The sequence below is a fragment of the Ktedonobacter robiniae genome, assembly GCF_016587375.1.
Taxonomy (GTDB): Bacteria; Chloroflexota; Ktedonobacteria; order Ktedonobacterales; family Ktedonobacteraceae; genus Ktedonobacter; species Ktedonobacter robiniae.
Genome location: NZ_BNJG01000002.1, coordinates 1,772,462 through 1,794,760 on the forward strand (window position 1 = coordinate 1,772,462; position 22,299 = coordinate 1,794,760).

Below are 22,299 nucleotides of genomic sequence, written 5' to 3' on the forward strand. Positions count from 1 at the left end.
TTTATTCCGGCGTGCGATCTGCACGTGAGTAACTCTGGTTTCTATCCAGGGAGCATCACATTGCAAATGACCCCCTGCGTTACCTACGTTAGGCAGATACTATAGCCAACCCTTCTGCTCGGCCATGCGCGCGGCTTCGATGCGGTTGCGTACACCCAATTTCTGGATGGCGACCGAGAGATAGTTGCGTACAGTTCCTTCAGAGAGAAAAAGTTTAGCTGCGATCTGAGCGATGCTTGCACCCTCGGTCGCGGCGGCGAGCACGGCGCGCTCCCGCTCTGTAAGCGGATTGCTTCCCTCGCTGAGAGCGGAGAGGGCCAGGGTTGGATCGACGATGCGCTCACCGGCCATGGCGCGACGAACGGCTGTAGCGAGTTGAGCAGAAGGGGCATCCTTGAGCAGGAAACCTACGACGCCGCTCTGCATGGCCTGTCGTAGATAACCAGGACGCCCAAAGGTGGTGAGAATGAGTATGCGGCAGGAGGGCAATTGCGCATGTAGAGAGGCGGCAGCGGTAAGTCCATCACATCCAGGCATCTCAATATCGAGTAACGCAATGTCGGGTTTACTCTCAAGGGCTTTAGGAAGCACTTCATCGCCGGACCCCGCTTCCGCTACAATCTCGATATCACCTTCTAGCGTGAGCAGGGCCGCGAGCGCACCACGTACCATGGCCTGGTCTTCTGCTAACAGTACGCGAATCATAGTTGGAATTCTCCTCATTATTCTTATCGCCATGTCAAGGTGTAGGTAGCGAAACTGTGAGGCAGAAGCCGCCTTTGAGGCCTGCTCTGGCTTCGCATGTTCCACCCAGGATTGCTACGCGCTCAGTGATACCATGCAGCCCATTTCCCTTTGTTGTGCTACTTGCTACAGGGCCGTCGTTAGTAAGTACAAGGTGGATCTTGTGAGGATGCTGGGAAATGCTTAGGGTGCAGTGCTGAGCCCGGCTATGTTTGATAATGTTGGTGACTCCCTCACGTATCACCCAGCCCAGGACGGCTTCAATGGTGGCTGGCAGTGTATGAATAATTTTCTCGTCACCCTCATAGTTATAGACGATGCCTGCTGCGGCTAAGATCTCCTGCGCCGCCTGGATCTCGCTGGCAAGGGTAGGCTGGCGATAACTGGTAACGGCCTCGCGAACCTCTTGCAGCGTCGTACGCGCAACCTGCTCGATATCCCTGACTTCGGTCGCGGCTCGCTCCGGCGCCATTACTAGCAGGCGTCCTGCCAACTCGCTTTTAAGGGCGATGAGCGAGAGACTATGGCCTAGCAGGTCATGTAGATCGCGAGCTATGCGTAGCCGCTCATTCATCACAGCCAGGTGTGCGATCTCTTCTCGCGCCTGGCGTAGCTCCCGGCGGATAGTCAAGGACCAGACAATAGCCTTCACGACATAGCCGACTGCAATGACAAATACGACTGACCTACCAATGCCTATCCAGGAGAAATGCACCAGCCAGCCAGTCCCCACATTTAACAGGACGAGTAGGATCAGCATCAGCGTGGTTTGCCGCGTCTGGAAGCGCCCTCCAACATAGGAGGCTGTGAAGATAAAAAAGTCGAGCCAGTCGCCGGGATCTCCATGCGAGATAAGGGGAAGCGCGAAGCTTAAGGTTGCCATGCCTGCAAAGGATAGCCAGCTCCGAACATGACTGCCAGGTGTTAAACGTATCTGCCCTGTGAGGCGTTGGGCGTTCACCAGTGTCTCCCTGAGGTAGAGCGTGAAGAAGAGTGCCACGCCGAGGAAGCTGATAAGCAGGATCGGTAGCGGCGGATGAGCCAGGCAGAGGCCTATGATGCCAGGGGTGAAGAAAGGCAGCCAGATTACCCAGATCAACCATAAGAGATAAGGAGAAGGGCCAGGGGCCTTCTCCATTAAATCTATCTTTGTGTCTTGAGCTTTTTGTGTATCTAGCAAACTTCGGAAGCCTCCTTGCCGCTTGATGCTTAGCTTTATTTTACACTATCTGCAGGAAAGAGCGCGTACTCTTTCCTGGCTCCCCTGTCCATACGGAAGAGTAGCGTGATAGCGGCGGCGATAGTCCATATATTCTGGATCATCAGGATAATGATCACTATGAGCAGGAAGGCGGTATTGAAGAGTCCCAGGGCGCCTAGAACCTGGAAGAGGATACCCAGGCCGATGGCCAGGTAACTAAAGGCGCGTGGGAGCAGGCGTGTGTTCCACAGTGCCAGGCCTTGCATCAGGAAAAGCGAGGGCGCGAGCAGGAAGACGTGAATAAAGGTATTGGTCAGGTCAAAGCAGGTTTGCGCGGCCTGGAGATGACCGTTGTCCCCAGACATAACAGCCCCAATCTCAAAGGTTACCTCCGCGAGCGAGAGGGCCATAATGGTGCCAGCCGTCAGGAGAGTCATACGCCCAAAGAAGCGTTGTGACGCACCGGCCAGGTGAATAATAGCCAGGCTAAAGATGACGCTGAGCAGTGAACCAATTGCTTGTAGCCAGGCATCAAAGAGAATAGTGTTGTGGTATTGAATGCCAAAGGACTGTAGCTGGGCAATTGTGGCGTTGGCGGCAGGCAGGGGCATAAAGGTCCACGGGGCGGCAAAGTAGGTCGTCAGAGCGATCGTTCCCAGAATACCACAGAGTGAAACCAGGATGTAGGTTGAGCGATGTGTGGTCATGATAAGTGCCTCCTTGCTGTATAAAGCGTATAGATGTTTGTTATGAGTATGTTGGATTGCCAAAGTGTTGTGTGAGGTCTGAATGCTCTATGCTTCAGGTATCCTCGACAGTTCTAAGTGTAGCTGGAGGAAGCTGTTTCCAGTAGTGAAGGGTGTCATAAGCTCCTTATGACATTTGTCATAAGCGCCAGGTAGCAAATCTCGCAACTTTGCTTTTAAAAGCGCTTTTTGTTGAAACTGTACAAATCAAAAAGATATAATTATCCCTATAGCCTGGTCGCCTCCTAGAGGCAAGCATATGCAAATGTGTAAAGCGCCCAAACTCGCCTATGTACATCGTATGCATTTATTCATGAGAAGGAGCGTGAAGCATTTATGGAAACTTCTTCTGTTAAACCCTCAGCACCGCAAGAGTTGCGGGCAAACACAATCGGTCTTCCAGGTGTTTTATTTCAATCCATTACCACTATGGCGCCGGCCTCCGCCGTTTCGTTCAGCCTGGGAGCTGCTATCGCCTTTACGGGAGGCGCCTTGCCTCTGGCGGTCATCATTGCGCTGGTGGTCTGTTGCCTGATTGCCTTGAGCATTGGTTCCCTGGCCAAACACTTGCCCTCGGCTGGAGGCTATTTCACCTACGTGGGGCAATCGCTTGGTTTACAGGCAGGCTGGCTGACGGGCTGGCTGTTTAACCTGGCCTATCTCTTGATTGTGCCTTTTCAGCTCCTGGTGCTGGGGCCGGTCGCGGACTCCTTTATGAGTGGCCTCTTTCATGTCTCGTTGGGATGGCCGTTCTGGACCGTGGCCTTTGCACTTCTCATTTTTGCGCTGACGATATTTGGCATCAAAATTTCTGCCGATACAGGTATCGTGCTGGGCGTCATTGAAATTGTCGTCTTTGTCGCGCTCTCTATCTGGTTGATTGCTACTTCGCCGAACAATACATTGGCGGTCTTCAATCCAGGTTCCAGCCTGTTACCTGGTCTCAATGGCTGGCAGGGCGTGTTCTTTGGCATGATCTTCGTGCTCCTGGCCTTTGCGGGCTTTGAGTCGTCGGCCCCACTGGCGGAGGAGGCGCGTAATCCGCGCCGCACAGTTCCACGGGCCATCCTTCTGTCGGCGCTCTGCATTGGTATCTTCTATGTCTTCTGCTCTTATGCAGGTGTTGTAGGCTGGGGACCGGCGCAGATTGCCAAGTATTCGGCGGACGCCGATCCCTGGGGCACAATGGCTAAGAATGTCTGGGGTGGCTTCAGTTTTATTGTTATTCTCGCTATTCTCAATAGTGCATTGGCGAATGCGAATGCAGGCGTGACAGCATCATCTCGCATGTTGTACGCCATGGGGCGTACCGGGGCGCTACCAAAGGTTCTGGCCCGCCTCAACAACACGCGCACTCCCTATGTGGCGATCATTTTCGCGATGGTGATTGCTCTCGTCTTCTCACTACTGCCGGGCTTCATTTATGGTACAACCACGGCGTTCGCCCTGCTGGGTACCATCCTGACCCTGCCTATCATTCTGGTGTATATGGCTACCTGCGTCTCGGTGCCTTTCTTCTATCGCAGGCGTTATCCAGAGGAGTTCAACATTCTGCGCCACGTGATTGTGCCGCTTATTCCCTTTATCATCCTCTTGTTTGTCTTGTACTTCCAGTTTGTGCCCCTGCCAGCGGCACCCCTGAACCTGGCTGGCCCCATCGTGGCGGTATGGCTGGTGGTTGGGATTATCGCCGTAGCTGTGCTGACGAGGCGCGCTCCTCATCTGTTGGAGGAGAGCGATAGCACGGTTGTCGAAGTTGAATAGGAAGGATGGTTACGTATTATGACAACGGATTCCGGAAAAAAGACGAGGCGTACGATTCACCAGCACCAGTGGCACCAGGCCTGGGATAACAGCATTCCTCCGCTAGCCACTATTCAGTCGGGCGAAGAGGTCTTCTTCGACCTGCTGGATGCTTCCAATGGCGAAATAAAGCCAGATAGCACGGTTGATACCCTGCGGGCGCTGGATTTCTCGCGGGTGGACCAGGTCAATGGGCCTATCTATGTTGAAGGGGCCGAGCCTGGTGATACGCTCGAAGTCGAGATGCTCGATTTGCAGCCAGCTAGTTGGGGGTGGACCGCGAATATTCCGGGCTTTGGCCTGCTTGCCGATGAGTTTCCCGAGCCTGCGCTCAAGATCTGGGACTTGAGTGCTGGAGCGGATGGTTGGGGCGAGTTCGCGCCTGGTATTCGCATTCCCTTGAGCCCCTTCTGTGGCGAGATCGGCCTGGCTCCCGCTGAGCCTGGCGCCTTCTCGACCATTCCGCCATATCATCATGGTGGCAATATGGATACCAAGCATCTTACGAAGGGTGCGCATCTCTATCTGCCCGTGCAAGTTCCCGGCGCGCTTTTCTCGATGGGCGATGGGCATGCCGCCCAGGGCGATGGCGAGGTCTGTGGTACCGCTATCGAAACACCGATGCGGGCGACCGTTCGCCTCACGGTGCATAAAGACAAAAAGGTCCAGCAGCCCCACTTTCTGACCGCCGGTCCTTTGACGCCACGCACGAATACCGATAGATATTATGCTACTGATGGCATCGCTCCCGATCTACTGGAGGCCACACGCAGCGCCGTGCGCCATATGATTGAGCATCTACACACCACCTATGGCTTATCGCGGGTGGAGTCCTATATGCTCTGTAGCGTAGCTGTTGATCTCAAGCTCTGCGAAGTAGTCGATATGCCTAACTTTCTCGTGGGAGCCTTCCTTCCCCTGAGTATTTTTAGCAAGTAAGCACTAAGTTAGTAAAAGAGAGCATCTTCATGCCAGGTGCTGAAGATGTTCTCTTTTTGCCTGTCAGGGCAGAGGTAGCACCAATGCCCTTTTTGAGGAGAATTTTCTTGGAAAATACTTTCTGGCAAGCTATTATTGACGCTGATTATGCCGTCCCTGAAGGGCAAAGTGCAAGTGCGCTCCTGCCAGAACTACTGGCCATGCTGGGTTCGACAGACCCGGTTCTGCGTGATGAGTATTGCTATCCGATCCTGGCAGTCTGGATCGAGCGCGGTCTCTATACCCCCGCAGAATTGCGAGCCATGGGACGACAGATGGAGGATAACCTGAAGGTAGGCATCACAGAGCCTGGGAGTGATGCTGTTTTTCTGCGCACATTTTCGGCCCTGATTCTCGAATGTGTGATTGAGTATGATCAGCTTCAGCCATTTCTCGAAGAGCAGGAGGTGCGAGCCTGGCTGGAGGCTTCATTGCAGTACCTGGAGCAGGAACAGGATCTGCGTGGATACGTTCAGGTTAAAGGTTGGGCGCATTCGGCTGCCCATACTGCTGACCTCCTCATGATACTGGCACAGAATCGCTATCTCGGCGTGGCTGATCTGGAGCGCATCCTCAATGCTATTGCGGACAAGGTGCGTAAGCGCGTGGCACATGTTTACCTCTATGGTGAGGATGATCGCCTGGCCTATGCCGTACGCAAAGCCCTGAAGCGCGACCTGCTAGAAATGCCATTTCTCACTGCCTGGCTGGAGCGCTTGACTGCGTCAGAGGGGCTATCCAACTGGTTTCAGGCTAGTTTTAAAGAAACTGATGTCTCGGCTTCTAACAATATCAGGGAATTTGTGCGTAGCCTCTATTTCCAGCTCAAATTTGCCCCGGAGCCACCAACGATTACGCCCGAGCTCTTCCCTGTGCTTGAGGAGACGTTGCGTACGCTTGGTTCTGTATTTTACAGTATGGCGTAGTAAGAAGAGATTCTGAAGGTTTGCCACCTGCATCAACAGTAGCTTCTTCTCATATGGAGAAGTCGTATCCTCGTTTGTTAAAGCGAGTAGATCATTATTTTTGTGAGAGGGTTTATGCATAGCGATGATATGGCCATATTACAGCAGGCGCGGCAGGAGTTGCGAGAGGGGAAGCCGCAGGAGGCCTTTCGTATTTTTCGTCCCGTGTTGAGCTATTCGGGAAAGACCTGGGGCGAAGCGACTTTGTGGAGGCGTGGAGCGTCTTTGCAGAGATCGCAGCGGCCCTGGCGGGTGAGGAATTTGCCAATTTTGTGCGCGCAGTCGTACGTAACCCCGAGGATGTTCGCGCGCTGTATGATCTGGGCTATCAACTGATTGAGCAGGAGCTTCCAGACCTGGCGGCAACAGCACTGGCACAGGCTCACGCCCAGGCTCCAGATTCCCCAGGCGTGCTCAATGAGCTAGTAAGCGCCCTGGAGCATTTAGGCTTAAATGCGGAGGCGTGCCGTAGCTGCAAACGCTGACACAAACGATGGCTGGCGCGTATGGTAGCGCCGTATCTGCGGCTTTGAGAACAGAGGGTCGCCGCCAGCGACTATGGGATAGCTCGCCAGTAAAGAGCTCGCGCTTCGCGTAAGCTAAGTTGTTTCCTTCTTATCTACACTCCCACTACCAAGTTGTAGGGGGCTGGCTTCTTATGCTTGCCACGGGAAGCCAGTCTTTTTTGCCTGTTTGTTTCTTGAAAAGAGAAATACGCGTGTGATACACTTGATGCACAAACAAGCAGTAAAGTATTTCTGCTTTTAAGAGTATGCCCTTGCTGGTTTATAAGCAGGTAGGTCGAGGAAGACCTGCCAATACACAGGAGGTGTCTATGAACACAGTTGTCAGGACACGCCAGGGAGCGGTGCGCGGGAGCCTGGTAGATGGCGTGTTCGCCTTCAAGGGAATTCCTTATGCGGCTGCACCCTTTGGCTCGCGTAGATTTTTGCCACCTCAGCCAGCTCCGGCCTGGGATGGCGTTCGCGATGCGCTTACCTATGGCCCTACCGTACCTAAGCCACCTTATTTTCCACCTTTCGATGTCCTGCTTCCTGAGCCAGTAATCGCTGGCGAAGAGTGTCTGAATCTGAATATCTGGACGCCTGGCATAGGAGACGCCAGTCTGCCAGTCATGGTCTGGATTCACGGCGGAGCCTTTAGAAATGGGACGGGCGCGATCCCAACCTATGATGGCAGTCGTTTCGCGCGCGATGGCGTGGTGTGCGTAACCATTAATTACCGCCTCGGAATCGATGGATTTCTCTATTTGGGCGATGGGAACGCCAATCGTGGCCTGCTTGACCAGGTCGCCGCGCTTGAATGGGTGCACGAGAATATAGCAGCCTTCGGCGGTGATCCTGGTAATGTAACGATCTTTGGTGAATCCGCGGGTGGTATGAGCGTTACTTCGCTACTTTCCATGCCGCGCGCGGAGGGGCTTTTCCGCCGGGCTATCGCGCAGAGTGGCGCGGGCCACCATGCGCATACACCTGAGACCGCGCGACTGGTGACACAGTATCTCGCTGAACTACTCCAGGTCGAAGCTGCTCCCGATGCCCTGGCGGCTATTCCGCTTGAGCGCCTGGTCGCGGCTCAGGTAGAGTTAGCGAATGATGTTATTAAGCGCCCTGATCCTGAGCTCTGGGGCGAGGTGCTTGTCAACCTGATGCCATTTGAGCCGACCATTGATGGTAATGTCCTGCCCCAGTTGCCGATCAAGCATATTTTTGCCGGGGCCGGTAAGGGTGTTGAGGTGCTGGTGGGGACGAATAGCGAAGAGTATCGCTTCTTCACTGTCCCTCCTGGGCTGGTCGACGCCGTCACCGATCAATACCTATCCACGATCATCGCGGCGTATGGACTTCCCTTAGAGGAGACGCTGGCAACCTATCGCGCCTTGCTGCCGGAGGGGAGCCGTGGTGATATCTTGACATCCATTATGACGGACCAGGTCTTCCGTATTCCGGCTATACGCCTGGCCGAAGCAGTCGCGGAACGTGGAGACGCGGCCTATATGTATGAGTTTACCTGGCGCTCACGCCAGTTTGATGATCGCCTGGGCGCGTCCCATACCCTGGAAATTCCCTTTGTCTTTGATAATCTGCATATGCCGGAATATTATAACCTTCTGGGCGACAATCCTCCGCAGGAGCTAGCCAACGAGATGCATGCCTCCTGGGTGACTTTCGCCAAATATGGCGATCCAGGCTGGCCGCGCTACGACCTGAAGCGGCGTGCTACGATGAACTTCAATACTCTCTCAGAGGTCATCGACGATCCTCACCAGGCCGAGCGCGTTTTGTGGGAAGGGAGGCGCTAAATGGCTTGTTTGCTAAATCTGCGGTGCCTCCCAGGCGAGTGGCTGCCTCGTTTTGTTTCAAGTACTATGGGTAGGTTTTTTCCTGTCTAGAGAGCATTTCTATAAACTTCTGGATGCGGGCTGAGCGGGTCTCAGCCTTCTTCGCTGTTTGAATACTATAGAGGATGGCATAGCGGTTCCTGTTATTTAGGGTAGCAAAAAACTCCTTTGCCAGTGGGTGCTGGTCCAGCTCGCTTTGGAAGTCGTCAGGGATACCTATTTTGCTCTGTGACTCGTAGGCGTGCTCCCAGCGTCCATCAGCTTTCGCCCGCTCTATCTGTTTCTGTCCCGCTGGCTGCATTCTGCCCTCCGCGATAAGCACCATTGCCTTCTCGCGATTGACCTGCGACCACATGCTCCGGGCTCCTCGCGGTGTAAATTTTTGCAGCCAGTATTGCTCATCTAATGAGGCCTTCTGCCCATCGATCCAACCGTAGCAGAGGGCTACATCCAGAGCCTCTGCATACGAAATAGATGGGATGCCGCTCTCCTTCTTTGCGAGCTTAAGCCAGAGGCCCTTTGCCTCGTCATGTTTTTCGTGTAGCCATGATTCCCAGTCTTGTTGTGTGGTGAACCCAATGGTGGGCAAATTTTCAGTACTTGCCATAAGGTTATCCCTCGATGAGCCGCTTCAGGGTAGTCAGTACGCTGTTCTCGCTCTCCTCACCTACCCCATTATCACCTTTTTCAGACGATTCCTGTGGCAGCATCTCTCTGGGATCATCCTGAATGATAGTGAGTGTTGTCTGGTCGCTGGTGTCTTCTAGCAGGTAGGTCATGGTAAAGTAGTTCTCTGGCTTATCCTCCAGGCCCGGGTGAGGAAAGAAGAGAGTGTACTTGACCAACTTCTCTGGCTCAACTTCCAGGATCGTGCCTTTTTGCTCAAAGACTGCGCCCTCCCACTCATTGCGGAAGACGATGGGACCGCCTACCCGCCAATTGGTAATGAGGTCGGAGCCGTACTGCCATTGCTTTACCAACTCTGGTTGCGTGATTGCGCCCCACACGCTGGCGGCTGATGCGTTTATGGTGATTTTTGAGATGGTTGTGCGATTGCTCATATTTTCTCCTTGATAGTGTATGGTAGCAGTGAACTGTGGTTGACCTACGCTGCTCAAGCATGTGTTTGCATATAATAGACCGTTAATATGTAAACACATGCTTGAGCAGCGCCAGGCGGGGCTGTTATGCAGTTGGTAGTTCAGAGGCCTGGAGAGGGCTGTATAGCTCGACGAGGTTTCCATCGGGGTCGCTGATATGGGCTGTGCGGGCGCGCCATTCGGGGCGGTCATGTGGTCCCGAGACTTCGATGGCACCACGTTTGATGAGGTCGGCGTAGGTGGTATCTACATCGTCCACACCAAAGGTCAGTACCGTTTGGCGACCCGTGGGAGCGGCAGTAGGGGTGACTTCGCCCAGGGCGGAGGCGAAGCCATCACGCTGGTAGAGTTCTATCCCGGTGCTGCCAGTCTCAAAATAGGCGTAGCCCATTGATTCATCGCTATAGGTCATGTTTAATCCCAGTAGGTCATGCCAGAAGCGAACCGAGGTCGCAAAATCATTAACCAGTAGACGCATAGAGGCGAATTTCATCAGAGGCTCCTTTTTCCTGCTTTTAAACAAAGATGCAATCTTTGTTTCTCACGTTTCTTGATCTGCATAGGTAGCATATCACTAGTAGAGGAGAGATTTGGTCCTAAATTCAAGCAAATTTTTATTCATTTCCGTTGGCGAGGGGGAGGCTAAACCAGAAGGTCGAGCCTTTGCCAGAGATGCTTTCAACATCCACCTCTCCTTGGTGTTGTTCTATGAGGGTTTGACAAATATATAGGCCCAGGCCCAGACCTTTCCCTGAGCCGCTTTGCACTGGCACCTCCTTGATCTGGTGGAAGCAGCGCCAGACCTTCTCCTGAGCTTCTTTTGAGAGGCCCGGCCCGTGATCTCGCACCCAGACGCGGGCCATATTCTCCTGAACGGCTAACCCGATGTGTACCGGCTGATCTGAGCTCGAATAGCGGATGGCATTCGTCACATAGTTCGTTATCACCTGGCCGATGCGGTTCTGGTCAATTAGGACGTTGACCGGCGTGTCTTCTGGCAATTCAAGTAGGAGTTGGCGCTCAGGAGCTACTAAGCGGAGGTCTTCGACGGTCTCGCGTATGATGGGGATCAGGTCGCAGCGCTGTAATGAGAGCTTTAAGGTGCCAGATGTAATACGTGAGACATCCAATAAGTCGTTAATCAAGTGGGTTTGGATATCGACTTGCCGGACGCCATTCGCCAGGTTTTTCTGCATACCGTCAAAGAATGAGACCATCTCTGGAGAGAGATTATCCGTCTTGTTGATAAAGCGCCTGAGGCGTCGTTCGATTAGTTGGAGCGTTCCTCGGAGAGCGGCCAGGGGGGTCCTAAGCTCATGACCAGTTATACCCAGGAAGAGATCTTTTTGTTTCTCCATTTCCTTACGCGAAGTCTGATCCAGGGCGAAACACAGAAATAATGGGGGTGAGCCTTCCCGACGGAAGAGCGCACGCCCAATGAGCACCGGCACGCGCTTACCACCTTTGGTGATATATTCTTTTTCATATGGTTGGGCAACTCCCGTTCTCAGTGCCTCCTCTATTGCCTCAGTGTCTCTTGCGCGAGTCTGGGGAGTAGTGATGATATCCCACTTCATCTGACCAGCCGCCAGGTCTTCTTGCGTGTAGCCAAGAAGCGAGAGGAAGGCCTCGTTGGCTTCGAGAATGTTGCCTTCCCTATCCGTTGTTATTATACCAATGATATTGGATTCCCTAAGGCGGTTAAAGCGGGCTTCGCTCTCTCTTAGGGCCTCTTCTATCTGTTTCCGTTCGCTGATATCGTGAAAGTATATTGATAGCCCATGGGGCTGAGGATACACACGTGTCTCGACCCAACGCTGGAAGGCGGGATGGAATGCTTCAAAATGTGTTGCTTGCTGTGTTGCCATCGCTGTGCGGTAGCGATCCTCAAATATTGTGCCGAGGAGCATAGGTACAACCTCCCACATATCCTTGCCCAATACCTCTTCGCGTTTCTTGCCCAAATACGTTTCCATGCGCTGGTTTACATAGAAATAACGCCACTGTGAATCGAGGCAGAGAAAGGCATCAGTGATACTTTCTAGAATGGTGGTCACCTCGTCTTTGGCTTCCTGAAGTTCTTTTTCTGTGTGTTTTAGCTCAGTAATGTCCAGCGTGGCGCCCACCACGCGTGTCGGTTTTCCAGTCTCATCACAGATGACTTGTGCTCGGTCTGTAAGCCAATGCACACTCCCATCAGGCCAGATCGTACGGTAGTCTTTGCTATATTCTTTCTTCTCGGCTATGGCCTGCATGTTACTCTGACGGGTGCGCTCACGGTCGTCAGGATGTAAAGCTTCCAGGAAACGCTCATCGCTGATGGGGATTTCTGATGACAAACCAAAGAGGGCTCTTTTCTGATCTGTCCACACTAGCTCATCCTTGATAAGATCCCAATCCCACATGCCTACGCCAGAAGCCTTCAAGGCGAACTGTATCTGTGCCTCGCTCATCTGTTCCGTCTGCATCTGCTTCGTAAGGTTATTGCCACAGGCTAAAACCTCGCCGATTGTGCCGGAAGCTTCGCGTACAGGGATGAAACGCAGGTGTACCAGGTGATACGAGTTATCATAGCCACGGATATGGCATACTAGTTCGCTTGTATGTCCAGAGTTGATAGCCTGGTGTAGCGCGTCTTCTCCTTGCTGCCGATCCATGGGATGAACAGCATCAAGCCACCCTCGACCAGGATATACAAATTCCTGCTGGTCAGGAAGTGTTTGCCAACTAGAACTAATGGCTTGTATCTCTCCTGCTGGCGTTAAAATCCAGAAGACATCGAACATTTCTTGCGTAAGTGCAGAAAGTCGCGACGATGCGGTCAGGCCAGGAGTCCAGGTATTGCCATCTTCTTGAAACAGAGGGTGTTCTGAATGCATGAGCTTCCTTCTTTTTTTTGCCTCTCTCTTACTGGTATAGTACCAGCCTCCAAGCGGTAAAGGCTGCCTTTGCGTAAGTTTTCGCGCCCGCGTCGCTTAAGAGTAAGGGGTGTGTGCATGGAAAACGGCTATGACCGTTTTCCATGCACACACCCCTTATACCAACGGCTTGCGCAGCGAGCCGAGGAGAATTGGAAGTTTATGCAGGGCAAGGGAAAACATTGTACTTTATCAGTGGTAGAGGATAAAATACATTTCTAATGAGCGATACAAAGAATACATAAGCGAGGGAAGGCAATGTATCATCCGACGACGCGCTTGCTGACGATTCTGGAACTGCTGCAAACGCACTCGCAGATGAGTGGGGAGGAGATGGCGCGTCGCCTGGAGGTAGAGCCGCGCACCGTGCGGCGCTATATCCAGATGCTCCAGGAGATGGGTATGCCCGTCGAGGGAGCGCGTGGTCCCGGTGGAGGCTACCGCTTGCGTCCTGGCTTCAAGCTGCCACCGTTGCTTTTCACGGAAGAGGAGGCGACGGTACTGGTCCTGGCACTGCTGGGAGCGCCCTGGCTGGAGGTCAGCCTGCCTTCTGTGGCTCTTGAGGGGGCACTCGCCAAGGTGTATCGCGTTTTGCCGCTGGGGGGACGCGAGCGTTTGCAGGCTATTTCTTCGCATATGATCCTCTCGCCCCAGCAGAGGGATGAACGCCCCGATGCCGAGCTGCTGGTCAATGTCAGCGAGGCGGTGCAGACGCGGCGCCGTATCGCGATAGCATATCGCTCGCACCATAATGTGGAGTCTCAGCGCGATATCGAACCCTATGGCGTGGTGGGCTGGAAGGGCCACTGGTACGTTGTTGGCTACTGTTGCCTGCGCCAGGCTCCACGCCTCTTTCGCCTGGATCGCGTCGATAGTGTGCGCTTTCTGGATGAGACATTCACACGTGACGAGGACTTCGATTGCCAGGCGTACGTTATGAAGCACCTGGGCAGCATCCCCAATAGGTGGCAGATCGAGGTCGAGTTCCAGGTGCCGCTCTACGAGGTACGACATAAGGTCCCTTCTTCGCATGGCGAGCTGAGCGCCACTGCCACTGGAACGCTCCTCAAGACGCATCATGTGCATCTGCCTGCCTTCGCGCGTTATCTTGTCAACCTGGATCTCCCCTTTGTGGTCCGGCAACCGCCCGAGTTACGTGTGGCCCTACGCGAACTGGCCGAACAAATAATGCGGATCGCCCAGGTGGACGATCCGGCGTAAGAGGTGACACGACACGTATTGTACCATCATACGTAAATGCGTACTTTAGTAGCGCCGCGCTGTGCGTAGGGCTGGAAGTGCCAGAACAACGGAGAGGATAGCCAGTCCAATGATCAGCGCGCCGCTCCAGTAGGGTGTGGCATGTCCGAACTGGGCGTAGAGCACGCCACCAAGGATCGGACCCAGGATTAAGGCCAGGGATTGCATCGACTGGCTTGCGCCACCCACCAGGCCTTGCTGTTTGGGTCCCACCGCACGCGAGGTTAGACCACGCAACGCATTCTCGACCAGCCCACCCGAACCTGAGAAGAGGATTACGCCCGCGATCAATAGAATTGGTGAGGCGATCAGGGCAATTGATCCAAGCAGGAGGTAGCTGATCGCGACCAGTACCAGCGCGCCGATGCCTACTTTGATGTCGCCAAAGATGTCGATGAGTTTGCCTACTAGCACGCCCTGTACCAGGATATCCACAACTCCTACGAGCGTCGAGACGAGGCCCGCGTCCGTCGCGTTCCAGCCCAGGCTGTCGCGCATCAGGATGGTCAGGTTGGCCTGCAAGATCGCGAAGGGAAAGGAGTAGAAGAAGCCAGCCAGGAGCAGCCAGCGCAGATTTGCCATATTAAAGACAGTGCCTAGTTGGGCGAGAGGATTGAGGTCGCGCAGGCGCATGGTGGTCAGGCGATGCTCTTTATCCAGGCTTTCAGGCAGGAATAAGAAGCCCCAGGCCAGGTTGAGTAGCGTCACCCCCGCCGCGACGAGGAAGGGCATGCTATAGCTGACATTCGCCAGCAGGCCACCGATGGCCGGGCCGACAATAAAGCCTACGCCCGAGATCCCGCCGAAGATGCCGAAGTATTTGCCACGCTCTTCAGGCTCGGTGATATCCGCGACATAGGCGAAGAGGACGCTAAAGTTGCCCCCGGTCAGGCCATCAATAATGCGGCCCAGGAAGAGCATCCAGAGCGCACCCCCCAATCCAAAGAGCAGGTAGCCGATGGCTGAGCCAAGCAGACAGATGAAGATGACTGGCCGCCTGCCATAACGGTCGCTCAATAGGCCCAGGCCGGGGGCCGCGATCATTTGGCAGATGCCATAGATGGAGAGTAGCCAACCCACGACGACGGCCAGGTCGTTTGGGTTGCCCAGGTATTGACGGGTCATAAACGGGACTACAGGACCAATAATCGTGAAGCCCATGGTATTCAGGAAAGCCACTACGGCGAGGAAGAAGATAATCTTCCGCTTAGACGTTCGCTTTGTGCCCTCCGGTGGTAACGTAGAGATCTCTGATGTGCTCATATCTGTGCTCCAATCGAGTAGTGCTATGATAACTGCCCCTACTATAAGCGCCAGATGGATGAGCCCGCATCGCACATATGCATGATTCTATGGATGATTAAAGGGATTAAGTCTGTTGGAGCATGCTCAAACGATCTTCAATTTTTGCCTCGCATAGTGTGATGCTGGCGTGACTGAGTCACGCCAGCATCACACTATGCGAGGCACCGTAAGTGCTGAGAGTGAGGTGGGGACAAATCATTCCCGTATGTAATGGTCGATGAACATGGTTATGCTCCGGAACTGCGTGCAACTGTTGCGTGCTGAACTCGGGCGGGCGCCATTCTGACATAGGCAACAAGAAAGAGGATACCGAGAAGCACGTCCACACCTCCAATAAGCATACTTGGCGGGGATCGATGGAGAAAGACGAGCAGGAGAAATGCTATCCCGGAGGCCTTCTCTAAGACTGCCAGCAGCATGATTGGCCGATAGCGCGCTGGATCGCGTGCTATCACCAGGAAGAGTAGCTGCCACACCAGCCCCACACACACAAAACCATAGTAATACTCAGGGTGGGTGATGGCTGGTGGCTGCGTGGCATTAATAACCCCTTCTGTTAGAAAGAGCGGCGCAACCACCACAATACCGTAAATTCCTGCGACCAGGAATACCATTTTTGCAAATTTCATTGGTTTGTTCGTTCCTTTGTGTTTGAATGACCAATAAGCTCTAGGGATATAATAGGACAGGCGATGCACGAATCAATTGTGCAATTGAGGGCAAGCGAGTGGAGCGAGGAGATATGCAGAAGAGAGAACCGCTTGAAGCGACCACCTTTGGTGAACTGCTAAAATTACTTCGTAAGCGGCAGGGGCTGAGCCAGCAGCATCTTGCGGCCCGTCTTGGTGTGCATCGTAATACCATTGGCACCTGGGAACGTGGCGACTTTCTGCCAGATAGCAAGGGTATGGTTCTGGAACTGGCCCGCCAACTTCAGCTTGATATTCAGGAGACGCGTCAACTTCTGGAGGCCAGCTTGACAGCCCTCTCCGCTTACTGGTATGTACCCTATCCGCGTAACCCTTTCTTTACTGGGCGCGAGGAACTATTACAAGCTCTGCATGCTCGGCTCACAGAGACAGTCGGTGCCAGTTGCTACGCCTTGAGCGGCCTGGGAGGCGTTGGCAAGACACAAACAGCTCTTGAATATGCCTACCTTCATGCTGAGGAATATAGCGCAGTTTTCTGGTGCAATGCGAGCACGCGCGATACGCTTCTTATTAGTTTTCAGGCCATAACACGCGCTTTACAAATCTCTCCAGGGCTGAGGCTGGAGGATGAAATTATTTCTTCAGTTCTGCACTGGCTCACTAATCACTCTGGCTGGCTGCTTATCTTTGATAATGTAGAAGAGCTTGTCCTCCTTCAAGAATTTCTGCCTCCGGCACGCTCGGGTGCCATACTCCTTACGACGCGGCTTACAGCTCTTCAAGGGTTGGGACATATTGTGCCATTACAGCCATTTACAGTGGCGGAGGGGCGTGCATTTCTAGTTGGACGCCTGGGGCAGGATGAGTTGTCTCCAGTTTTTCCTGGGGAGCAAGAGCGTGATATACACTCTTTCGAGGCGGATGAGCTTGTGGAGGTGTTGGGTGGTCTGCCTCTGGCTCTTGACCAGGCTGCGATATATATTGAAGAGACGCAATGTCGGCCTGGCGAGTTTCTGCACCTGCTGGAGGTATATCCAGTCGACTTGCTGCAACAACAAGCAGACATTTCTGGGTATTCCCTCTCTGTGTTCAAAACCTTTCAGGTCTCTATTGAAAGAATACAAGGCAGGCAGACAGGTGCCGTGGAACTGCTCACGCTCTGCGCGTTTCTGGCAGGTGAGAGTATTCCCGAGGAGATGATAAGTCAGGGAGCGTCATTTCTTGATCCAGATTTGCGTTCACTGCTCTCAGAGCCTTTGCGACGCAATGTGGCCCTGAGGGAACTGCTGGCCTATTCCTTGATTGGTCGTAGTGCGCGCGAAAAATTGCTCACCATGCATCGTCTGGTGCAAATGGTGGTGCGAGAAAGCTTACCTCAGGAGGAGCGACAGTGGTGGATATTGATGGTTGCACGTATGCTCGAAGCGCTCTTTCCACTCGATCTGTTGCATGAGGATTACTGGCAGCAGTGTGAGTGGCTCCTACCTCACGTTTATACTGCTCTGTCCCATGCTGAGCAATGGAATATGATAGCGCATCCCATCGCCCTCCTGAGCGCGAAAGTCGCGGGGTATCTCCTTGCGCGCACACACTATGAGGAGGCGGAGTCCTTTGGAGTGCGGGCGCGAGATATATTAGAGGAACTTGGCGAGCCAGACCATCCCGATATGATCTATGTTTTGAGCATTCTGGCAACGCTGTCTAGCGCGCAGGGACGCTATAGGCAGACTCAACAGCTCCTGCGACAGGCCATCCAGGTGAACGAGCGCCAGCAGGAGCATCGCTACCAATCCTATGTGGCGTATTGCCTCAGCAAGCTTAGTGCTCTGTATGCCGAGCAGAGTCGCAAAGAAGAGGCGGAGACACTCTTCCAGCAGGCATTACATAGTAGCCAGCTTCTGCTGGCAAAGGAGGCGGAGCATTCCTTGCTAGCCGCCTCTTTCAGCGAACTGGCTCAACTTTGCGTAAAGTGGGGTCAACTTCAGCAAGCGGAAGAACTCTTCCAACAGGCCATTCAGCTCTGCGAGCAGTCACTTACTGGTGCACAATCTCCTTACCTTGCCATCAGCCTTACCAACCTGTCCTCGCTCTATTTTAAGCAGGGGCGCTACGAAGAGGCTCAGGCACTTTCGCAGCGCTTCATTAGCCTGGAGCGGCAAGGATTACAGGCAAGGCACCCCTATTTATACTGAGTTAAAAGGTTGGCATATTATTTGCCTGCGACTGGTATGTCAGTTTTTTGCTTCGATAGAGTGCCTATGCTGTGATGATCTGGACTTTTCTCGACACGATCACCGATGGCATGAACGATTCTGGCAATAACGGGCAGGAGAACCCAACTGTAGAAAACTGCGTTTGGGTCAATATTAGGTATCGCTAACAGGGCGAGGGAGAGGCAGAAATAAACCGGGCTGATGAGGAGGCTGAGTGATCGGGAAGAGACGATGTGGCGACTCAGTTCTGGGTCAATTAACCTGCGCTTCCACGAGGCGTAGGCCCAGAGAAAGAAGGATGAGAAGCCACAGCAAGCCAGGACGAGAGTGTAAAAGACGACAACTTGATCTGAGTCCTTACTGACTACCAGGACATTAAAGGAGGCGGGGAAAAAGACGACAAAGGCCAGAAATAAGAACGTGAGCGACGTAAAAGGCCCATCCTGGCGTTTAATATATGTCATTAGCTGGCGATGGCTCACCCAATAACCTGCTACAGTGATGAAGGTAATTAGATAGAAGATGCTTTTCGTCAGGAGTTTGTCCCATTCCTCGCCTGTCAGATTGGCCCCCTCTGGCAGCTTGATATCAAGTACAAGCAAGGTCATGGCAATGGCAAAGATGCCGTCGCAGAGCATAATCAGGCGATCAAAACCGAGGGATTTCTCCTCAAAAAAATTTTTTGATCGGGAAGGTTGTCTCGTTTCCATTCAGCTACTCCATAGGTGGGGTGTATATATCTGTCTGCTTGTTATTTACCTCAGGCATTTCATGGTAAGGCTTAATATCATAATTGTCAATATTGCATTAACCGCTAGATACTTAAACGAGACCAAGTTGCCGGGCGATGTTGCTGGCTTCGACGCGGTTGGTGACGTTGAGCTTGCGATAGATGCTCTGAAGCTGGGTACGGATGGTGTTGACGGAGACGACAAGCTCGCGGGCGATATCGGCGTTGCTGTTGCCAGAGGCCAGCAGGCGCAGGACGCGCTCTTCCTGTGGGCTGAGGGGTTCGAGCAGGAGTGAGGTATTGGGGGCGCTCGGCTGTGCTGGAGTTGGGCTGGCTGAGGCGAAGGCGTTGAGCAGGTGTAGGGTATAGTGGCGTAGGGTTTTGTCTGTAAGTTGAGGGAGGATGCTGCGCAGGAGCAGGGCCATCTCCTCGCCCTCGTCGAGGAAGAGGCGCGTGTGTTTCTCGCTGTGCGTGGCCTCCAGGAGAGCCTGAAGTTGTGCTCGTGCTTGTATCTGTGTTCCCTGCCGCGCGTAGGCCAGGATCATGACGACCTGAGCTTCGAGCAGAAGGGCGATGTGATCAGTTCGTTGAGCTTCTGCACAGATGTGTTTGAGTTGCTCTAGGGCGACAGAGATATTTCCCTGAGTGAGCAGGTAGCGTATTTTGAGGATGTGTTCACGTTGGCGCTTGAGGAGCGGCAGGGCCTCCTCGCTCTGCTCTACATTGCTAAACCAGCGCTCTACAGCAGCTAGATTGCCATGCGCAAGCTGAAGCCGTGCCAGGCAGGCCTGTACCTCGCGGTAGAGTTGATAGCTTAAAGGCGTGTGAGGCGTGGATGTGCGTACCAGCCAGGCTGTCAGGCGCTGTTGCGCTTGCTCGCCCTGTCCCTGGGCTTGCTCAATCAAGGCCAGGAGGATAGCGGCTTGAGCCTGTACTTCTTCTACATGAATTTGTTCCGTCATCTCCAGGGCTTCATGAGTCAACTTCTCTGCCTGCTCCAGGTCGTTCCACTGATAGTGGATTTGGGCGAGTCCATACAGGCTGCGCGCAATATCGTCGCGATCCTCTTGTGCTCGGGCCTCGCTAAGCATCTGGCGAAACTGTTCGGCGGTGTGATGCAGTGCTCCCTGTTCACAGCTTACCCAGGCCAGCATTCCGCGTGTGGCGCGTGCGTAGAGAAAATTGCCCTGCTGTTCATTAAGTGCCAGGGCTTCTAGGAGGACTCTTCGTGCCTCTCGCAGGTCGCCAGCCAGAATCTCTCCCGTTCCTACAACTGTCAGGGCGAGATTGCGCCAGGTGCGATCCTGCTGTGGGAGCCAGGCCAGGGCTTGTCTGGCCCAGGTCACCGCCTGGAGAATATTACCTTCCTGGCGTGTCAGTAGCGCGCGGAAAGCAAAGATCTCGGCTAGCTTCTCTGTGTTATTGGCGTCGCGCCAGCGCTGTTCTGCCAGGTGCAATAAGTGGTCTATCTGTTCTCTGCCAGGGTGAAGCTGTGGCTCTTCCATCAAGAGGAAGAGATGGGTCATAGCATAGTGTACACAGAGGTCGGGATGGCGTGCCAGGTCTTTTTCAGGCAAACGTCTAAACCAGTGATGCAGCGTGTATATTTCCTGAGTGGCCAGGGCTTGAGTATGTAACTTCTCCTTGAGAAAGCATTCAAGCAGATCGAGCGCACGCATGAAATTGGTGGCGTCAAGTGCCGTCTCAATCGCCTCTGCATATAAATTATGTTCCTCATACCAGGCGCTGGCGCGAGCCAAGAGTTGATGCAAGTGTGGCTCGCCCAGGCGCTTATGTGCCTCCTGGCGCATAGTATCGGCGAAGAGCGAGTGATAGCGTGTCCATGTTGCAGAGGTATCAAGTGGAATCAAAAAGAGGTCGCCTGTGCGCAAGACCTGAAGCAATGCTGCGCTATCCTTGCGTTCATAGATGGCATCACACAGCTCGGCATTGACGAGCGGGAGTATGCATGATTCTAAGAGAAACTCCTGCTGTTCAAGCGTGAGCGTGTGGAGCACCTCTTCAAAGAGATAAGCACGTACGCTCCAATGACTACGCGTAAAGGTTTGCAGGATCTGTTCTACTTCGCGCCTATTGTTGGCTCCTGTAATGGACATAGCTAGCAGCCGCAATCCTGTGCCCCAACCCTCAAGATGTTCGTGAATCTGGCGTACCTCTTTGGGTGTGAGTGGGAAGGGGAGTTCGCGCTCAAAGAAGACGCGTGTCTCTTCCAATGAGAGGGCCAGGTGAGGAGGGTAGATATCAAATAGCTCGTTGCGTGCGCGCAGGCGTGTTATCGAGAAGGGAGGATCGCCACGAATGAGCATATAGAGATGCAGCGAGGTCGGTAGATGATCCAGGAAGAAACTCAGCGTTTCGATTACCTGGGGCGTGTGTAGCACGTGGCAATCATCCAGGATGAGCACTGCGGGATGTTCAAGCTGGCTAAGCTCGTTAAGCAGGGCTGTGAGCATCATACGCAGTGGTTTAAAGGGAGGCAGGCGATGGGCGCGCAGGATCTCCAGTGCCTCCTTGCCACAGCCTGGATATGCGGCCTGGCAGGCGGCGATGATATAGCGCCAGAAGCGGATCACGTCATTATCGCCCTCGTCCAGAATGAGACTGGCGACGCGGGGAAATTTTTCCTGCTTGCTGCGATCTGCGGCCCACTGGCTGACCGCTGTCGTCTTGCCGTAGCCTGCTGGTCCCGCGACGATGGTCAGTTTATACTCCAGACCTTTGTCTAGCAAGCTCCAGAGTTGTTCGCGAGGGAGAAGCGAGCTCTGAAGACGGGGCAGCTGGAGCTTGGGCATCAAGAGTGGCTCAAACTGTGGCGGTGGGACGATGCTACTTGCGTATGCGTCTACTGGGTTGCCAGTAGACGCATACGCAAGTAGCGGGCCACCCTTACGCTCATGCCCTAATAGAGCCGCAACCTCTTCCAGGCGCTCCAGGCTTAACTGCTCGCTCCGCCCTATGTAACGCTTGACCATGCCTGTCTCCTGGCGCTGGTAGGCATACCAGTAGCCTTCACCTGACCGGCGGCGCTCCTTGAGCAGATTGAGTTGACCATTATACCCATGAAAGGCAAAGGCCGTATGCTCCCCAAGCCATTGTTGCCATTCCTCACCTTGCAGGAAAGGAACTGTTTCACCTGCTGGTCCAGTAAAAGAGTAGGCATTCAGCTCAGCTAGCCATTTGATGGTATACTGTGCGCGCCTGGGCATAGGTGTATATTACTCCCTCTATGTGCTCCCCAACAATATCTATGGATGATTGTACATAGATGGAGAGCAAAAAACAAGTGCTCCCCATCTATGGCTT

The 22,299-nt window shown here is 53.7% G+C and carries 18 protein-coding genes; 7 read left to right on the forward strand and 11 right to left on the reverse strand.

Features of this window, described 5'->3' with window-relative positions; genetic code table 11:
• Positions 1-99: 99 nt before the first annotated feature.
• The 3 genes from JMJ04_RS28480 to JMJ04_RS28490 are packed head-to-tail and all read right to left on the reverse strand — an operon-like array spanning position 100 to position 2,652.
• Entirely contained in the window at positions 100-705 is a 606-nt protein-coding gene (locus tag JMJ04_RS28480; RefSeq protein WP_201373794.1) for a response regulator transcription factor, read from the reverse strand.
• A 34-nt stretch (positions 706-739) separates the two neighbouring features.
• A complete protein-coding gene (locus JMJ04_RS28485) occupies positions 740-1,924 on the reverse strand; it encodes a sensor histidine kinase (RefSeq protein ID WP_201373795.1) in 1,185 nt (394 codons plus the stop codon).
• A gap of 35 nt (positions 1,925-1,959) precedes the next feature.
• Complete coding sequence (locus JMJ04_RS28490; protein ID WP_201373796.1) at positions 1,960-2,652, reverse strand: hypothetical protein; 693 nt, start codon at positions 2,650-2,652, stop codon at positions 1,960-1,962.
• 375 nt (positions 2,653-3,027) lie between these two features.
• Between JMJ04_RS28490 and JMJ04_RS28495 the strand changes: the two genes are divergently transcribed.
• The 5 genes from JMJ04_RS28495 (at position 3,028) to JMJ04_RS28515 (ending at position 8,760) form a co-directional block, all read left to right on the forward strand.
• A complete protein-coding gene (locus tag JMJ04_RS28495) occupies positions 3,028-4,455 on the forward strand; it encodes an APC family permease (protein ID WP_201373797.1) in 1,428 nt (475 codons plus the stop codon).
• 18 nt (positions 4,456-4,473) lie between these two features.
• A complete protein-coding gene (locus tag JMJ04_RS28500; protein ID WP_201373798.1) occupies positions 4,474-5,433 on the forward strand; it encodes an acetamidase/formamidase family protein in 960 nt (319 codons plus the stop codon).
• 107 nt (positions 5,434-5,540) lie between these two features.
• Positions 5,541-6,398 (forward strand): DUF2785 domain-containing protein, encoded by an 858-nt coding sequence (locus JMJ04_RS28505; protein WP_201373799.1) that lies wholly within the window; start codon positions 5,541-5,543, stop codon positions 6,396-6,398.
• Positions 6,399-6,643: 245 nt separating this feature from the next.
• Positions 6,644-6,922 carry a hypothetical protein gene (locus JMJ04_RS28510; protein ID WP_201373800.1) on the forward strand — a complete coding sequence of 93 codons (279 nt, stop codon included), beginning with the start codon at positions 6,644-6,646 and terminating at the stop codon, positions 6,920-6,922.
• Between the two features lie 350 nt (positions 6,923-7,272).
• Entirely contained in the window at positions 7,273-8,760 is a 1,488-nt protein-coding gene (locus JMJ04_RS28515) for a carboxylesterase/lipase family protein (protein WP_201373801.1), read from the forward strand.
• Positions 8,761-8,824: 64 nt separating this feature from the next.
• On the opposite strand, the gene JMJ04_RS28520 is transcribed toward JMJ04_RS28515, so the two are convergent.
• The 4 genes from JMJ04_RS28520 to JMJ04_RS28535 all read right to left on the reverse strand — a co-directional run bounded on the left by JMJ04_RS28520 (position 8,825) and on the right by JMJ04_RS28535 (position 12,778).
• Positions 8,825-9,406 (reverse strand): YdeI/OmpD-associated family protein, encoded by a 582-nt coding sequence (locus JMJ04_RS28520; protein ID WP_201373802.1) that lies wholly within the window; start codon positions 9,404-9,406, stop codon positions 8,825-8,827.
• A gap of 4 nt (positions 9,407-9,410) precedes the next feature.
• Positions 9,411-9,860: an SRPBCC family protein gene (locus JMJ04_RS28525; protein WP_201373803.1), complete on the reverse strand. Its 450-nt coding sequence runs from the start codon at positions 9,858-9,860 to the stop codon at positions 9,411-9,413.
• Between the two features lie 124 nt (positions 9,861-9,984).
• The gene (locus JMJ04_RS28530; protein WP_201373804.1) at positions 9,985-10,392 is read right to left on the reverse strand and encodes a VOC family protein; all 408 of its coding nucleotides are present in this window, start codon (positions 10,390-10,392) and stop codon (positions 9,985-9,987) included.
• Between the two features lie 121 nt (positions 10,393-10,513).
• On the reverse strand, positions 10,514-12,778 hold the full coding sequence (locus JMJ04_RS28535; RefSeq protein WP_201373805.1) for a sensor histidine kinase: 2,265 nt from the start codon (positions 12,776-12,778) through the stop codon (positions 10,514-10,516).
• Between the two features lie 297 nt (positions 12,779-13,075).
• Between JMJ04_RS28535 and JMJ04_RS28540 the strand changes: the two genes are divergently transcribed.
• Entirely contained in the window at positions 13,076-14,038 is a 963-nt protein-coding gene (locus tag JMJ04_RS28540; RefSeq protein ID WP_201373806.1) for a helix-turn-helix transcriptional regulator, read from the forward strand.
• A 45-nt stretch (positions 14,039-14,083) separates the two neighbouring features.
• On the opposite strand, the gene JMJ04_RS28545 is transcribed toward JMJ04_RS28540, so the two are convergent.
• Positions 14,084-15,340 carry an MFS transporter gene (locus JMJ04_RS28545; RefSeq protein WP_201373807.1) on the reverse strand — a complete coding sequence of 419 codons (1,257 nt, stop codon included), beginning with the start codon at positions 15,338-15,340 and terminating at the stop codon, positions 14,084-14,086.
• A 269-nt stretch (positions 15,341-15,609) separates the two neighbouring features.
• Positions 15,610-16,011, reverse strand: coding sequence for a hypothetical protein (locus tag JMJ04_RS28550; protein WP_201373808.1), 402 nt, complete (start codon positions 16,009-16,011; stop codon positions 15,610-15,612).
• A gap of 113 nt (positions 16,012-16,124) precedes the next feature.
• Here JMJ04_RS28550 and fxsT point away from each other — a divergent pair, with 113 nt between their 5' ends.
• Entirely contained in the window at positions 16,125-18,224 is a 2,100-nt protein-coding gene (gene fxsT / locus JMJ04_RS28555) for an FxSxx-COOH system tetratricopeptide repeat protein (protein WP_201373809.1), read from the forward strand.
• Between the two features lie 17 nt (positions 18,225-18,241).
• Here fxsT and JMJ04_RS28560 read toward each other — a convergent pair whose 3' ends face one another.
• A complete protein-coding gene (locus JMJ04_RS28560) occupies positions 18,242-18,955 on the reverse strand; it encodes a TMEM175 family protein (protein ID WP_201373810.1) in 714 nt (237 codons plus the stop codon).
• Positions 18,956-19,067: 112 nt separating this feature from the next.
• Complete coding sequence (locus JMJ04_RS28565) at positions 19,068-22,202, reverse strand: winged helix-turn-helix domain-containing protein (RefSeq protein ID WP_201373811.1); 3,135 nt, start codon at positions 22,200-22,202, stop codon at positions 19,068-19,070.
• Positions 22,203-22,299: the final 97 nt, after the last annotated feature.

Bases quoted from the DNA above. Each gene is read 5' to 3' on its own strand.
- JMJ04_RS28530 (WP_201373804.1), bottom strand. From the start codon at position 10,392: ATGAAATTCGCCTCTATGCGTCTACTGGTTAATGATTTTGCGACCTCG.
- JMJ04_RS28550 (WP_201373808.1), bottom strand. From the start codon at position 16,011: ATGAAATTTGCAAAAATGGTATTCCTGGTCGCAGGAATTTACGGTATT.
- JMJ04_RS28545 (WP_201373807.1), bottom strand. From the start codon at position 15,340: ATGAGCACATCAGAGATCTCTACGTTACCACCGGAGGGCACAAAGCGA.
- JMJ04_RS28490 (WP_201373796.1), bottom strand. From the start codon at position 2,652: ATGACCACACATCGCTCAACCTACATCCTGGTTTCACTCTGTGGTATT.
- JMJ04_RS28540 (WP_201373806.1), top strand. From the start codon at position 13,076: ATGTATCATCCGACGACGCGCTTGCTGACGATTCTGGAACTGCTGCAA.
- JMJ04_RS28535 (WP_201373805.1), bottom strand. From the start codon at position 12,778: ATGCATTCAGAACACCCTCTGTTTCAAGAAGATGGCAATACCTGGACT.
- JMJ04_RS28480 (WP_201373794.1), bottom strand. From the start codon at position 705: ATGATTCGCGTACTGTTAGCAGAAGACCAGGCCATGGTACGTGGTGCG.
- JMJ04_RS28525 (WP_201373803.1), bottom strand. From the start codon at position 9,860: ATGAGCAATCGCACAACCATCTCAAAAATCACCATAAACGCATCAGCC.
- JMJ04_RS28565 (WP_201373811.1), bottom strand. From the start codon at position 22,202: ATGCCCAGGCGCGCACAGTATACCATCAAATGGCTAGCTGAGCTGAAT.
- JMJ04_RS28515 (WP_201373801.1), top strand. From the start codon at position 7,273: ATGAACACAGTTGTCAGGACACGCCAGGGAGCGGTGCGCGGGAGCCTG.
- JMJ04_RS28495 (WP_201373797.1), top strand. From the start codon at position 3,028: ATGGAAACTTCTTCTGTTAAACCCTCAGCACCGCAAGAGTTGCGGGCA.
- JMJ04_RS28560 (WP_201373810.1), bottom strand. From the start codon at position 18,955: ATGGAAACGAGACAACCTTCCCGATCAAAAAATTTTTTTGAGGAGAAA.
- JMJ04_RS28520 (WP_201373802.1), bottom strand. From the start codon at position 9,406: ATGGCAAGTACTGAAAATTTGCCCACCATTGGGTTCACCACACAACAA.
- JMJ04_RS28500 (WP_201373798.1), top strand. From the start codon at position 4,474: ATGACAACGGATTCCGGAAAAAAGACGAGGCGTACGATTCACCAGCAC.
- fxsT (WP_201373809.1), top strand. From the start codon at position 16,125: ATGCAGAAGAGAGAACCGCTTGAAGCGACCACCTTTGGTGAACTGCTA.